The organism is Pseudomonas sp. IPO3774 (assembly GCF_013386835.1).
In the GTDB taxonomy this organism is placed as follows: Bacteria; Pseudomonadota; Gammaproteobacteria; order Pseudomonadales; family Pseudomonadaceae; genus Aquipseudomonas.
Genome location: NZ_JACAQY010000021.1, coordinates 30,826 through 43,469, shown reverse-complemented (window position 1 = coordinate 43,469; position 12,644 = coordinate 30,826). Strand labels below are relative to the sequence as shown.

Sequence of the window (12,644 nt, the reverse complement as noted above, 5' to 3'; positions counted from 1 at the left end):
GGTCAGTCCTTAAGCGGCGGGTTGCAGGCCCAGGGTGGCGAGTTGTTGCACGCTGCCCTTGAACTGGATCATGCGCGGGTCGTCCAGCGGCAGGTTATGCCCAGTTTCTTTCTGGATGATGGTTTGCAGCTTGGCGTTGTCGACCTTGCCGTCGGCGCCGATGGCTTGCTGGAGTTTTTCCGGGGCCACCTGGGCGGTTTTGCCCGGCTCGAAGTAGATCGCGCCGGTGGCGAAGTCGACACCAAAGGCGATCAGGCCCGGGATCACGTAGAACAGCAGGCCGACCGCATCGAGCACGGCAATTGCCGGGTCGATCTTGCCGTCGATCTGGCCCCGGCGGTCGGGGTAGAAAATCGAGCCGCAGGCCGTCAACTGGCTCAGCAGGGTGACGGCCAGAACACCGCCGATAACACGGGAAGCAACACGCATGGGACTCTCCTTGAACATAATGAAAATGACTATAAGCCAGTCTACAAGGCGACGATGATCAAGTGTGGGAGCTGGCCGCATTCCAGTCAGGACGGGGCCGTGTCGTTGAGACCACCACCGACACCCGGCAGTTCGCCGTTATACTCGCCGCTCTGCTTTGGAGCCAGTATGAATTCGTTGCCAATCGATGATGTTTTACCTGCCCTGCGTGACGCCCTGGCGACGCGCCATGAAGCCGTGCTCGAAGCACCGCCCGGCGCCGGTAAAACCACACGGGTGCCATTGGCGCTGTTGAATGAACCCTGGCTGGCCGGGCAAACCATCCTGATGCTCGAGCCCCGCCGCCTGGCCGCCCGTGCAGCGGCAGAAAGGCTGGCCAGCGAGTTGGGAGAAAAGGTCGGCGAAACCGTCGGCTACCGCATTCGCCTCGACAGTAAGGTCGGCCCCAACACCCGTATTGAAGTGGTCACCGAAGGCATCCTCACCCGTCGCCTGCAGGATGACCCGGCACTCGACGGCGTGGGTTTGTTGATCTTCGACGAGTTCCACGAACGCAGCCTGGACGCCGATCTGGCGCTGGCCCTTAGTCTCAATGGTCGAGACCTGTTTCGCGACGAGCAGCCACTGAAGATCCTGCTGATGTCCGCCACCCTGGAAGGCGAACGCCTGGCCGGGTTGCTGGACGACGCGCCGATCCTGCGCAGCGAAGGGCGCATGTACCCGGTGCAGATGCGCTGGGGCCGGCCATTCCAGCCCGGCGAATTTATCGAGCCACGGTTGGTGCAGACCATCCTTGAAGCCCTGCATGATGAAGCCGGCAGCGTGCTGGTGTTCCTGCCGGGGCAGGCCGAGATTCGTCGGGTTAATCAGCAATTGGCTGACGCGCTGGGCGATAACCCCGATGTGCTGCTATGCCCGCTGCACGGCGAACTGGACCTGGCCGCCCAGCGCGCCGCCATCGACCCGGCGCCCGCCGGCAAGCGCAAAGTGGTGCTGGCCACCAACATTGCCGAGACCAGCCTGACCATCAACGGCGTGCGCGTGGTGATCGACGCCGGGTTGGCGCGGGTCCCGCGTTTCGACCCGGGCAGCGGCATGACCCGTCTCGACACCCAGCGCATCTCTCGCGCCAGCGCCACCCAGCGTGCCGGCCGGGCAGGGCGACTGGAGCCGGGGGTGTGTTATCGGTTGTGGTCCGAGGACCAGCATGAAGGGCTGGCGGCGTATTCCAGTGCGGAAATTCTCTCGGCGGATCTTTCCGGTTTGGCCCTGCAATTGGGCCGCTGGGGCGTGGCGCCTACTCAGTTGGTATGGCTCGACGTTCCGCCCACCGCGGCTTATGCACAGGCCCAGGATTTGCTCGAGCGCCTCGGAGCGTTGAGCGATACCAAGCTGACCGCCCACGGCCAGAAAATGGCCGGGTTGCCGGCGCACCCGCGAATCGCTCATTTGCTGCTGCGTGGTCAGGATCTGGGCCTGGCGAGCATGGCCTGTGACGTGGCGGCACTGTTGGGTGAGCGCGATATCCTGCGTGGTGCCGGTGCGGATTTGCACAGCCGCCTGGCCCTGTTATCCGGTGAAGAAAAGGCCCGTGGCACCCAGGGCGGCGTGCAGCGTGCCCGCCAACTGGCGCGGCAATACCGTGGCTATTTAAGAGGCAAGGCAGAGCAGCCGGTGGCTGATCCCGATCATCCGCGCTGGCTCGGCGCCTTGCTGGCGCTGGCCTACCCGGACCGCGTCGCCCAGCAACGGCGGGCGGGCGGTGCCGAATACCGCCTCGCCAACGGCCGTGCCGCGTTGTTCGCCGAAGCCGACAGCCTGATGAAGCAACCCTGGCTGGTGATCGCCGATCTGGGCAGCCGCCAGGGCCAGCGTGAAGAACGGATTTACCTCGCGGCGGATTTTGATCCGGCGTTGTTCGACTCGGTGTTGGCCGAGCAGGTGCGCAATGTCGACCAACTCGATTGGGACGAACGCGAGGGCGTGCTGCGCGCCGAACGCCAGCGCAAGGTCGGCGAACTGGTGCTCAGCCGCGAGCCGCTGACCGGCCTCGACGAATCCGCCCGCAGCCAGGCGCTGGTCAACCTGGTGCGGCGCAAAGGCCTGGAACTGCTGCCCTGGACCCCGGAGCTGCGCCAATGGCAGGCGCGGGTGATGCTGCTGCGTGGTCTGGATAGCGGCAAGGCCAGTGAATGGCCGGATGTCAGCGACAGCGCCTTGCTTGCCAGCCTGGAACACTGGTTGATGCCGTACCTGGGCAAGGTGTCGCGCCTGAGCCATTTCGCCAGTCTGGATATTTCCAGCTTCCTGCATAACCTGCTGCCGTGGCCGTTGCCGGCGCGGTTGGACGAGCTGGCGCCGCACCATCTGAAGGTGCCGTCGGGCTCGTCGGTGCGGCTGGACTACAGCGAGCAGCCGCCGATTCTGGCGGTGCGCTTGCAGGAATTGTTCGGGCTGGCGGATACGCCGCGGATCGCCGGCGGGCGGCAGGTGGTCAAGCTGCACCTGTTGTCGCCGGCCAGACGGCCCGTGCAGGTGACGCAGGACCTGGCGAACTTCTGGCGCAGTACTTACGCCGAGGTGAAGAAGGATTTGAAGGGGCGGTATCCGAAGCATTACTGGCCGGATGATCCGTTGATTGCTGAACCGACTGCCCGGATCAAGCCGAGAAAGTAAGTACATCGCAGATCTAATGTGGGAGCTGGCTTGCCTGCGATGGCATCACCTCGGTCTGTCGGATAGACCGAGGTGCCTGCATCGCGGGCAAGCCCGGCTCCCACACAAGCCAGCTCCCACACTGTTTCGCCGCGTGGCTTACTGCGCGGCGGGCAACAGGAACCGCGCAATCACCGGCAAATGATTGGAGATACGCACCGTATCGCTCTGGCGCACCTTGCTCTCAACCTTCTTGATGCGCGAGCTGTGGAACAGGTAATCCAGCGTACGGTCCGGCCCCTCTACGGTTGGGTCATTCGGGAAATACGTCAGCCACTGGTCCCGGTCAATCCCGCTGGATTGGCTGTTGCTCGGGATCATCGGGTACTTTTCCCACAGCAGGTGCAGCTCACTGTCCGGCGAGTATTGCCCGCGCTTGCCGGGGTCCAGGCGCAGGAACTGTCCCAGCGGCATCAGGTTGAAATCCCCACCCATCAGCCATGGCGTGCCGCGGCTCTCGAATTTATCCACCAGCTTGACGGTCGCCTGCACCTGTTCCAGCACGGCGTTGTGCCCGGGGGCCGCGCCGTCCAGGCGAGTATTGAGCACGGCCAACTGGCCGCCATCGCTCAACGGCAGGTAGGTCAGCAATAACGCGGGCTTGGGCTGGAACTGACGGCTGATCAGGTTGGCGCGTGCCACCGGCAATTGCAGGCGCTCGGCGTGTTCGATCTGGTAGCGGCTCATGGTCACCAGCTTGCGGCCGACGCTGCCGAAGATATGCAGGTCGGGCACGAAGTCGGCTTTCCAGTCGAAGGCCTGGGCGCTGCACGGGTAGAGGTCGGCCAGGCGCTCCTGGAGCAAGGCCAGTTGGTCCTGGTAGCTGGAAGGCTTGGCGCCTTCGTCGACTTCCTGCAACAGCAGGATGTCGGGCTGCTCGTCGCGGATCACCCGCGCCACTTCGTCGAGGCTTGAAGCCATGTCTTCAACGGTCGGGCGGTCGTCCGGGCCGCTGCCGTCCGGGGTGTCGTACCAGAACACGTAGTTCTTGCCCGCCAGGTACTGCACGTTCCAGGTCATGACCTTTAGCGCCTGCCCAGGCAGCAGGGTCGGCGCACGGGGCGCGACGCAGCGGATGGGCAGGGTTTCCTTGTCGGCAGGGCGCCAGGTCAGGCTGTAGATCAAGCCGGTCAGCAGGGCCGCGAGGATCAGCAGGCCCACCAAGGTAATGCGCAGTAGTCGGGTCATCGGCTCGGCTTATGGCGTTGCAGGACAGGCCCGGAGCATATCACCGCGCGTCGGCGTCGCCACCAATCAACATGAACAGGCGGAACAACACCACGCTGGTGAATAGTTGCAGGAAGCTTTGTGCGCTGTCGATCAGCAGGCCCAGCAGCGGGTTCGGGTCCGGATAGACGGCCACGCTGGCGCCCTTGAGCAACCACAGCGGGGTCATCACGCACAGCAGGCACACCAGGATCCGCCAGAAATGCCCACGGGTCAGGCGCAGGCTTTCCTTCATGGCCGACAGCGCCGACATGCCCCGCAGCACCAGCAGGTATTCGGCGAAAGCCAGCACCACCATCAGCCACAGGCCGGGCAGGAAATACAGCGACAGGCCCAGCAGGATCAGCAGCGTGCTGATTGCCGTCAGCAGGGCAAAGCGCGGCCACAGGGTCAGGGCCATGGCCAGCACATCCAGGGTGCGCGGCGATTCACCCCGGGTGCGGGCGTCGAGGAACAGGATCAGTGCGCCGGTGTACAACGGGTACACCAGCAGCCCGATCACCACGCTGTAACCGGGAAACGCATCTGGGCCGAGCGTGTGGTCGAGCACCTGTTGCAGCAGGGCTTCGAGGATCACCAGTGGCAGGCACAACTGCACGATGGCGCCCAGGTTGCGCTTGAAAAAGAAGAAGGAGTCGCGCAATACGTCTAACGGATTCATCAGGGTCTTCACAGGCCGAAAAGCAAGGGCGTTACTTTAACCGATCATGAGCAGATGCAAGCAAACGTAAACCTTGCGTAAAGACCATTGAAACAATCAGCAACAGCCCCATAACTGGGTTGTACCTTGCACATCGTGCGCAAGGCGAAGATTTCTACCGGCAATCTAACGAGGTCGCCATGAACAGCGAAGAACAAACCCTGATCGACGGACTGTTTTCACGGTTGCAGCAAGCCGAAACGGACTCAGCCCCCCGCGACGCCCAGGCTGAAGCGCGGATCAAGGAACACGTCACTCGCCAACCGGCCGCTGCGTACTACATGACCCAGTCGATTCTGGTGCAAGAGCACGCGATCAAGAGCCTCGATGCGCAGAACAAGCAGCAGGCCCAGCAGATCCAGGAGTTGCAGGACCAACTGCAACAGGCCAGGTCCCAGGCGGCGCAGCCTGCACCGAGCAGTGGCGGTTTCCTGTCGAGCATTTTCGGCGGCGGTTCCCGTGACCCGCAGCCGACCCAGAGCGCACCGGCGTCGTCGGGCGGTGGCTGGCGTGAACCGGCGCGTCCGTCGTTTGGCGGGCAACCTGCGCCGCAGCAGAACTACGGTGCTCCCCAGCAGAACTATCAGCAGCCACAACAGGCACCCGCAGCGCCGATTGGCAGCGGTTTCCTCGGCGGCGCCCTGAAAACCGCAGCTGGCGTGGCCGGTGGTGTGATGCTGGCAGAAGGCATCAGCAGCCTGTTCAGCCACAACTCGCAACAACCGCAAGTGGTTGAAGAGATCATCCGCGAAGAGCCGGCCCCGGCCAGCGACAACGGCAACTGGGGCAACGACGACCAGAAATATGCCGGCAACGACAGCTGGGGCAGCGACAACGCCTCCGACAGCTTCGCCGACAACGACTATTCCGACGACTCCTCCTCCTTTGGCGACGACGATTCCTTCGTCTGACCCACACTCAACCGGGGCGCTTCGTCGCCCCGGGCTGATTTTTCTCGGAAACTCCCTTGTGGCTGGCATACTGGCAACCTTTCCGGGCCCTTGAGTCCGGGGTCCATGCGCGTGTCATGAGGATTTGCGGTGAAAAAGATAGCCGTGTTCGCCGATGTACAAAACCTCTACTACACCGTGCGCCAGGCGTACGGCTGTCACTTCAACTACGCGGCGCTGTGGGCTGACATCAGCCAGCGCGGGCAGATTGTCGAGGCGTATGCCTATGCCATCGACCGTGGCGACAGCAAGCAACAGCAGTTCCAGCAGATCCTGCGCAACCTGGGTTTTACCGTGAAGCTCAAGCCTTACATCCAGCGCAGCGACGGCTCGGCCAAGGGCGACTGGGACGTGGGCATCACCATCGACATCATGGACGCCGCCGCCCATGTCGACGAAGTGGTGCTGGCCTCCGGCGACGGTGATTTCGACATGCTGCTGGACCGCATCATCAGCAAGCACGGCGTCGAAGCCGTGGCCTACGGCGTGCCGGGGCTGACGGCCAACTCATTGATACGCGCCGCCAGCCGCTACGTGCCGATTGAAGGCGCGTTGCTGCTTAAATAGATTTTTGACGGAGTTGGAACAGGTTTGGAACGTATAGCGGTCATCGACTTTGAAACCACCGGCATCCAGCCGAGCAGCAGCTGCCGGGCCACGGAAATCGCCGTGGTCATCCTGGAGCAGGGCCAGATCGTGGACCGCTACCAGAGCCTGATGAACGCCGGTGTGCGTGTGCCGGGGTTTATTGAGCAACTGACCGGCATCAGCAACGCCATGTTGCGCACCGCACCGTCGGCGGAGCGGGTGATGAACGAGGTGAACGAGTTTGTCGGCACCACGCCGCTGCTGGCCCACAACGCTGCGTTTGACCAGAAGTTCTGGGATTTCGAGCTGGGGTTGATCCGGCGTACGCGTTTGCAGAAGTTTGCCTGTTCGCTATTGCTGGCGCGACGCTTGATGCCGGCGGCGCCGAACCACAAGCTGGGTACCCTGACCTCGTTTGCCCAACTGCCCCACACCGGCAAGGCTCACCGGGCGATGGCGGACGCGGAGATGGCGGCGAACCTTACCGCGCATCTGGCCGAGGAACTGCGTCGCACCCACGGGTTGCGGGAGTTGTCACACGAATTGCTGTGCAGCTTGCAGAAGGTTCCGGCGGCGAAGATCAATGATCATCTGAAGAAGCATCGCGGGTTCTAAGTCGCTTGAGCAGAACTCCATCTTCAACATGACGAAGATCCAAATGTGGGAGCGGGCTTGCTCGCGAATACGGAGTATCAGCAAACACATGCGCTGACTGACACACCGCATTCGCGAGCAAGCCCGCTCCCACATTAGTTTTGCGGTGTTATCGAGGCTGTAAGCAGTCCAGCGACCGATCCACCACCACCTTCGAATCAGTGAAGCTACTGACGTCATCGCAGGCAAGCCAGCTCCCACAGTTGAGCGAGGGTGTTTCAGGCAACTCGGTCAACTATGGCGATCGTTCCCACGCTCCGCGTGGGAATGCCGCCCTGGACGCTCTGCGTCCGCTCTTGAAGTCGTGACGCAGAGCGTCACCGGATGCGTTCCCACGCAGAGCGTGGGAACGAGCTGCCGAGCGGCGTGTTCAGTTGCCACTCTTCCCATTCCCCTCCAACTGCCCCAACGGCACCCGCCGCTCTATCGCGCTCGACAAGATGATCGAGGTCTTGCTGAACCCGAATTTCGCCACCCGATTGATCAGGTTCTCCAGCTCCGGCATCGAGCCCACCGCCGCCTGCATGATCACGCACGGATCGCCCGTCACCCGATGGCATTCAGTCAACTCGGGAATTTCCGACAGCGCGTCGTAAACCTTCTGGCTCCCATGATTGGTCAACCGCAACTCAATCACGCACTGGATCGGCAACCCCACCTTCGACAGGTCGACCTTGGCCTGATACCCGGTAATCACACCACTGGCTTCCAGTTTCGCCACCCGCTCAGCCACGGCGGGCGCAGACAGGTTCACGGTGCGCGCCAGTTGCGCGTAGGACGCGCGGCCGTCTTCCAGCAGGGCGCTGAGAAGCATACGGTCGTATTTGTCCATGATAAGGCTCCGGGAATGCATAGCTTTCGAAAGCACGGTTTATAGCCTTGATAACCATGTTTTGAAAAGTGTACTGGCGCTTTAAACAGGTTTTGTAACTTATGTTTACGGCCGGGGATTTCTAAAATAACGCTCCCTTGTCCTGCCACAGAGCTGCCCAATGCCTGGCCCACGTCGCTTTTCCTTACCGTTGATCGCCGCCTTTTTTGCGTTGTACGTGATCTGGGGGTCTACCTACCTGGTGATTCGCATTGGTGTGGAGTACTGGCCGCCGCTGTTGCTGGCGGGGATTCGCTTTATGACAGCGGGTGCGCTGATGTATGCCTTCCTGCGCTGGCGCGGGGCGCCGGCGCCGACGTGGGTGCAGTGGAAGGCTGCCGCGAAGATCGGCATTTTGCTGCTGACCTTCGGTAACGGTGCGGTCAGTGTGGCTGAACATACGGGCGTGGCGTCCGGGGTTGCCGCGTTGGCGGTGGCGACGGTGCCGTTGTTCACCTTGCTCTGTGGTTATTTCTGGGGCGCGCGTAATACCCGTCTGGAATGGGCCGGGGTGGTGCTGGGGATTATCGGTATCGCCATGCTCAATATGGGCTCCAACCTGCAATCGAGCCCCACCGGTGCGGCCTTGCTGATTTTTGCGGCGGCGGCCTGGGCCTTTGGTTCGGTGTGGAGCAAGCATTTGCCGCTGCCTCAAGGCGCGATGGCCAGTGCGGCGGAGATGCTGATCGCAGGTTTCGTGCTGCTGTTGCTCAGTGCCGTCAGCGGCGAACACCTCCAAGCCATGCCGCCGCTGGAAGGCTGGCTGGCCCTGGCGTACTTGACCGTGTTCGGCTCGATCATCGCCTTCAATGCCTATATGTACCTGCTCAAGCACGTACGCCCGGCGGCGGCCACCAGCTATGCCTACGTCAACCCGGCGGTGGCGGTGTTGCTCGGGATTGTGTTTGTCGGTGAGACCATCGGCACGGAGGAAGCCCTGGCGATGTTGGTGATTATCAGCGCGGTGCTGCTGATCAGCCTGCCACAGTGGCGAAAGCCAAAGCCGGAAATAAGGTAAACTGCCGCGCATTGCGACCTTGCGCTGACTTTTTCCTACGGTATTTCCATGACTTTCGCCACACTTGGCCTGATCGAACCCTTGCTGCGCGCCCTTGAGACGCTTGGCTACCAGACCCCGACGCCGGTGCAGGCGCAAGCCATTCCGGCGGTGCTGGCAGGCCGTGACCTGATGGCTGCGGCCCAGACCGGCACCGGCAAGACCGCCGGTTTCGCCGTGCCGCTGCTGCAACTGCTGACCATGGAAGGGCCGAAAGTCAGCGCCAACTCGGTGCGCGCGCTGATCCTGTGCCCGACCCGCGAACTGGCCGAGCAGGTTCATGCGAGCGTCGCCGAGTACGCCCAAAACGTGCCGCTGACCACTTACGCCGTGTACGGCGGCGTGAGCATCAACCCGCAGATGATGAAGCTGCGCAAAGGCGTTGATGTGCTGGTCGCCACCCCTGGCCGCCTGATCGACCTGTTCCGCCAGAACGCGCTGAAACTCAACCAGCTGCAAACCCTGGTGCTGGATGAAGCCGACCGCATGCTCGACCTGGGCTTCTCCGAAGAACTGGCGAACATCTACCGCATGCTGCCGAAAAAACGCCAGACCTTGCTGTTCTCCGCAACCTTCTCCGACGAGATCCGCCAGTTGGCCGGGCAGATGCTCAACGACCCGCTGACCGTCGAAGTCAGCCCGCGCAACGTCGCCGCCAACACCGTCAAGCAATGGGTGGTGCCGGTGGACAAGAAGCGCAAGGCCGAGCTGTTTGTGCACCTGATGCGCAAGGGCCGCTGGAAGCAGGTGCTGGTGTTCGCCAAGACCCGTAACGGTGTGGACGCGCTGGTGGAAAAACTCCAGGGCCTGGGCATCAATGCCGACGGGATTCACGGCGACAAGCCACAAGCCACGCGCCAGCGTGCGCTGGATCGCTTCAAGAGCAGCGACGTGCAGATCCTGGTGGCCACCGACGTGGCGGCCCGTGGCCTGGATATCGAAGACTTGCCGCTGGTGGTCAATTTTGACCTGCCGATCGTGGCCGAGGACTACATCCACCGCATCGGCCGTACCGGTCGTGCGGGCAACACCGGTGAGGCGATTTCCCTGGTGTGCGCCGATGAAGTGAACATGCTGTCGGCCATCGAGATGCTGACCCGTCAGACGTTGACCCGGAAGATGGAGCAGGACTTCGAACCGGAGCACCGTGTGCCGGATACCGATGCCACTGGCCAGGTGGTGAAGAAGCCGAAAAAGCCGAAGAAACCCAAGGCTTCGGGCGGCGGTGGTGGCAAGCGCAACCTGGGCAAGTGGGTGGACAGCGGGGAGGCGACGCCGGTCGAGCCTTCGATCAAGCCAGTGCGTAAGGTGCCCGTGTTTAACACCGGGCCGCGGAAAAAGAAGTAGGGCTTGTTGGTTATCAAGTAAACGCATAGTGACTACCGTGAGCGGAGCAATTCCGCTCGCGTCAAGTTGTGCCTCGTCATCCTTGATGAGTTATTGCTTGTGATTTGGATATTTTTTGTAATTGTCGCCGTGTTTAAGTGCTGGAACTTAAAATGCTTCATTTCCACTGAGCTTGAGTCAGAAACTGATTTCTGAATGACGAACTTAGATGGAGATGTAGATATGGCTGTGTTTTTAGTACCTTTTGTTTTGCCGGTCCTGGCGGCGGCGGGCATTATCGGCGGCGTTGTTGTAGACGGCGAAATCAAGAAAGGCAAGGCCGCTGACGAGAAAGCTTTCAAGCAGGTAGAGTTGCGTGTGGCCGAATTAAGGTCCCGGGTTGAAGACCATGCGGCGCGCGGCGAGTATGGGCAGGCAATCCATTCGTTCAGAGAGTTGATGTCGTTGTATGAGGCTAATTATTCGATCAGTCCTGAGATAAGGGCGCCATTGGATAAGTATCTACAGGATATGCTTTATACCAGTCAGGAAGAGGGCCAGAAACTCAGCTACGCCTTCAAGCAGGAATGGAACGATTTGAAACACGGCGATCCTTCCAGACTCTTCAGTGCGTATTCAGGTTATATAGAAAATCTGAAAACTTTACTGCCTGAAGAGGATGCTTTCCTGCAGAAGCAAGTAACAGCTTTTAAACGTGCCTATCCCGATCTAACAGCCAGTTGAGTCAGAGGTAACTTTGCTGCCGGGCGGTGATGGGGTGAGTGGGTCATGCCGGGGTGGCCGGCCTCAACCACTCAAGAACACCGCGCCCTGCCGCCTGCCCGCTGGCAAAACACCCCGTCAGCAAATACCCGCCCGTCGGCGCTTCCCAGTCCAGCATCTCGCCTGCGCAAAAAACGCCCGGCAATTGCTTGATCATCAAGCGTTCATCCAGCGCCTCAAACGGCACGCCGCCTGCGGTACTGATGGCTTCATCCATTGGCCGGGTTTTCACCAGCGTCAGCGGCAGCGCCTTGATATCCACCGCCAGCTGCGCCGGATCATTGAAGTGCTCCGCCGGTGACAGCTCGCGCAAAAGCGCCGCCTTCACCCCATCCAATCCCAACTGACTGTGCAAATGCTTGCTCATCGAGCGTGAGCCGCGCGGCTTGCTCAGCGCTGCGATCACCTTGTCCAGTGGCTTACTCGGCAACAGGTCAATGTGCACCGTGGCCGATCCAACCCGGTTGATCGCCTCACGAATCGGTGCCGACAACGCATAGATCAGGCTGCCTTCGATGCCCGTGGCGGTGACCACACATTCCCCCAGCCGTGGCTTGTCGTCTGCCAGGCCAATGGCGACGTTTTTCAGCGGTACCCCGGCGAATTTGCTGACCATCAACTCGCTCCAGGCCGACACCTCGAAGCCACAGTTGCTCGGTTGCAACGCCGCGTAAGGCACGCCTTTGTCTTCCAGCAACTTCAGCCACGCCCCATCCGAGCCCAAGCGCGACCAACTGCCGCCGCCCAAGGCCAGCAACACTGCATCACCGCGTACGCTTTTGTCGCCCTCGGGGCTGTGGATAAGCAGGCTGCCGTCGGCATTCCAGCCCAGCCAGCGATGGCGGGTGTGGATAACTACACCCTGGTCGCGCAGGCGCTTGAGCCAGGCCCGCAGCAGCGGGGCGGCTTTCATGTCAGTAGGAAACACCCGGCCGGAGCTGCCGATAAAGGTTTCAATCCCCAACCCGTGTATCCATTCGCACAACGCTTCGGCACCGAACTGACGCAGCAACGGCGCCATGCACGGCGCCCGTTCGGCATAGCGCGCCAGAAACGCCGGGTACGGTTCGGAATGGGTGATGTTCATGCCGCCCACGCCCGCCAGCAGGAACTTGCGGCCTACCGAGGGCATGCCGTCGTACAGGTCGACCCGGATCCCGGCCTGGCTCAACACTTCGGCGGCCATCAGCCCGGCCGGGCCGCCGCCGATGATGATGACGTGTTGAGATGGGGTTTGAGTCTGGGGCATGGGGATAACTGCGGTTCGGCAAAGTAGGCCGAGCATTCTACCCGAGGATGCTCATGCTGCCTGATCAAAAAACATACAGCCTTCTGCAGGCCAGG

The 12,644-nt window shown here is 61.7% G+C and carries 12 protein-coding genes; 7 read left to right on the top strand and 5 right to left on the bottom strand.

Annotated features, from left to right (window positions below):
- Positions 1-9: 9 nt before the first annotated feature.
- Positions 10-429, bottom strand: coding sequence for a hypothetical protein (locus tag HYE77_RS14370; protein ID WP_017476229.1), 420 nt, complete (start codon positions 427-429; stop codon positions 10-12).
- A gap of 168 nt (positions 430-597) precedes the next feature.
- Between HYE77_RS14370 and hrpB the strand changes: the two genes are divergently transcribed.
- On the top strand, positions 598-3,105 hold the full coding sequence (gene hrpB, locus HYE77_RS14365; protein WP_177068913.1) for an ATP-dependent helicase HrpB: 2,508 nt from the start codon (positions 598-600) through the stop codon (positions 3,103-3,105).
- A 138-nt stretch (positions 3,106-3,243) separates the two neighbouring features.
- On the opposite strand, the gene HYE77_RS14360 is transcribed toward hrpB, so the two are convergent.
- Together HYE77_RS14360 and HYE77_RS14355 are read right to left on the bottom strand one after the other, a co-directional pair.
- Positions 3,244-4,332 (bottom strand): endonuclease/exonuclease/phosphatase family protein, encoded by a 1,089-nt coding sequence (locus tag HYE77_RS14360; RefSeq protein WP_177068912.1) that lies wholly within the window; start codon positions 4,330-4,332, stop codon positions 3,244-3,246.
- Positions 4,333-4,372: 40 nt separating this feature from the next.
- The gene (locus tag HYE77_RS14355; protein ID WP_003215498.1) at positions 4,373-5,032 is read right to left on the bottom strand and encodes a YciC family protein; all 660 of its coding nucleotides are present in this window, start codon (positions 5,030-5,032) and stop codon (positions 4,373-4,375) included.
- A 179-nt stretch (positions 5,033-5,211) separates the two neighbouring features.
- Between HYE77_RS14355 and HYE77_RS14350 the strand changes: the two genes are divergently transcribed.
- The 3 genes from HYE77_RS14350 to HYE77_RS14340 all read left to right on the top strand — a co-directional run bounded on the left by HYE77_RS14350 (position 5,212) and on the right by HYE77_RS14340 (position 7,224).
- Positions 5,212-5,982 carry a DUF2076 domain-containing protein gene (locus HYE77_RS14350; protein ID WP_008436594.1) on the top strand — a complete coding sequence of 257 codons (771 nt, stop codon included), beginning with the start codon at positions 5,212-5,214 and terminating at the stop codon, positions 5,980-5,982.
- A 129-nt stretch (positions 5,983-6,111) separates the two neighbouring features.
- Entirely contained in the window at positions 6,112-6,588 is a 477-nt protein-coding gene (locus HYE77_RS14345) for an NYN domain-containing protein (protein ID WP_003215502.1), read from the top strand.
- A 24-nt stretch (positions 6,589-6,612) separates the two neighbouring features.
- On the top strand, positions 6,613-7,224 hold the full coding sequence (locus tag HYE77_RS14340) for a PolC-type DNA polymerase III (RefSeq protein ID WP_003215504.1): 612 nt from the start codon (positions 6,613-6,615) through the stop codon (positions 7,222-7,224).
- A 409-nt stretch (positions 7,225-7,633) separates the two neighbouring features.
- Here the strand turns inward: HYE77_RS14340 and HYE77_RS14335 are convergent, their stop codons facing one another.
- The gene (locus HYE77_RS14335; RefSeq protein WP_003215506.1) at positions 7,634-8,095 is read right to left on the bottom strand and encodes an Lrp/AsnC family transcriptional regulator; all 462 of its coding nucleotides are present in this window, start codon (positions 8,093-8,095) and stop codon (positions 7,634-7,636) included.
- A 160-nt stretch (positions 8,096-8,255) separates the two neighbouring features.
- Between HYE77_RS14335 and yedA the strand changes: the two genes are divergently transcribed.
- From yedA to HYE77_RS14320, 3 genes are all read left to right on the top strand, one after another.
- On the top strand, positions 8,256-9,152 hold the full coding sequence (yedA, locus tag HYE77_RS14330; protein ID WP_177068911.1) for a drug/metabolite exporter YedA: 897 nt from the start codon (positions 8,256-8,258) through the stop codon (positions 9,150-9,152).
- Positions 9,153-9,200: 48 nt separating this feature from the next.
- Positions 9,201-10,538, top strand: coding sequence for a DEAD/DEAH box helicase (locus tag HYE77_RS14325; RefSeq protein ID WP_003215511.1), 1,338 nt, complete (start codon positions 9,201-9,203; stop codon positions 10,536-10,538).
- 195 nt (positions 10,539-10,733) lie between these two features.
- Positions 10,734-11,261, top strand: coding sequence for a hypothetical protein (locus tag HYE77_RS14320; protein ID WP_256347218.1), 528 nt, complete (start codon positions 10,734-10,736; stop codon positions 11,259-11,261).
- A gap of 43 nt (positions 11,262-11,304) precedes the next feature.
- Here the strand turns inward: HYE77_RS14320 and HYE77_RS14315 are convergent, their stop codons facing one another.
- Complete coding sequence (locus tag HYE77_RS14315; protein WP_177068910.1) at positions 11,305-12,549, bottom strand: TIGR03862 family flavoprotein; 1,245 nt, start codon at positions 12,547-12,549, stop codon at positions 11,305-11,307.
- Between the last annotated feature and the right edge of the window lie 95 nt (positions 12,550-12,644).

Bases quoted from the DNA above. Each gene is read 5' to 3' on its own strand.
- HYE77_RS14320 (WP_256347218.1), top strand. From the start codon at position 10,734: ATGACGAACTTAGATGGAGATGTAGATATGGCTGTGTTTTTAGTACCT.
- HYE77_RS14360 (WP_177068912.1), bottom strand. From the start codon at position 4,332: ATGACCCGACTACTGCGCATTACCTTGGTGGGCCTGCTGATCCTCGCG.
- HYE77_RS14350 (WP_008436594.1), top strand. From the start codon at position 5,212: ATGAACAGCGAAGAACAAACCCTGATCGACGGACTGTTTTCACGGTTG.
- yedA (WP_177068911.1), top strand. From the start codon at position 8,256: ATGCCTGGCCCACGTCGCTTTTCCTTACCGTTGATCGCCGCCTTTTTT.
- HYE77_RS14335 (WP_003215506.1), bottom strand. From the start codon at position 8,095: ATGGACAAATACGACCGTATGCTTCTCAGCGCCCTGCTGGAAGACGGC.
- hrpB (WP_177068913.1), top strand. From the start codon at position 598: ATGAATTCGTTGCCAATCGATGATGTTTTACCTGCCCTGCGTGACGCC.
- HYE77_RS14355 (WP_003215498.1), bottom strand. From the start codon at position 5,032: ATGAATCCGTTAGACGTATTGCGCGACTCCTTCTTCTTTTTCAAGCGC.
- HYE77_RS14370 (WP_017476229.1), bottom strand. From the start codon at position 429: ATGCGTGTTGCTTCCCGTGTTATCGGCGGTGTTCTGGCCGTCACCCTG.
- HYE77_RS14325 (WP_003215511.1), top strand. From the start codon at position 9,201: ATGACTTTCGCCACACTTGGCCTGATCGAACCCTTGCTGCGCGCCCTT.
- HYE77_RS14315 (WP_177068910.1), bottom strand. From the start codon at position 12,549: ATGCCCCAGACTCAAACCCCATCTCAACACGTCATCATCATCGGCGGC.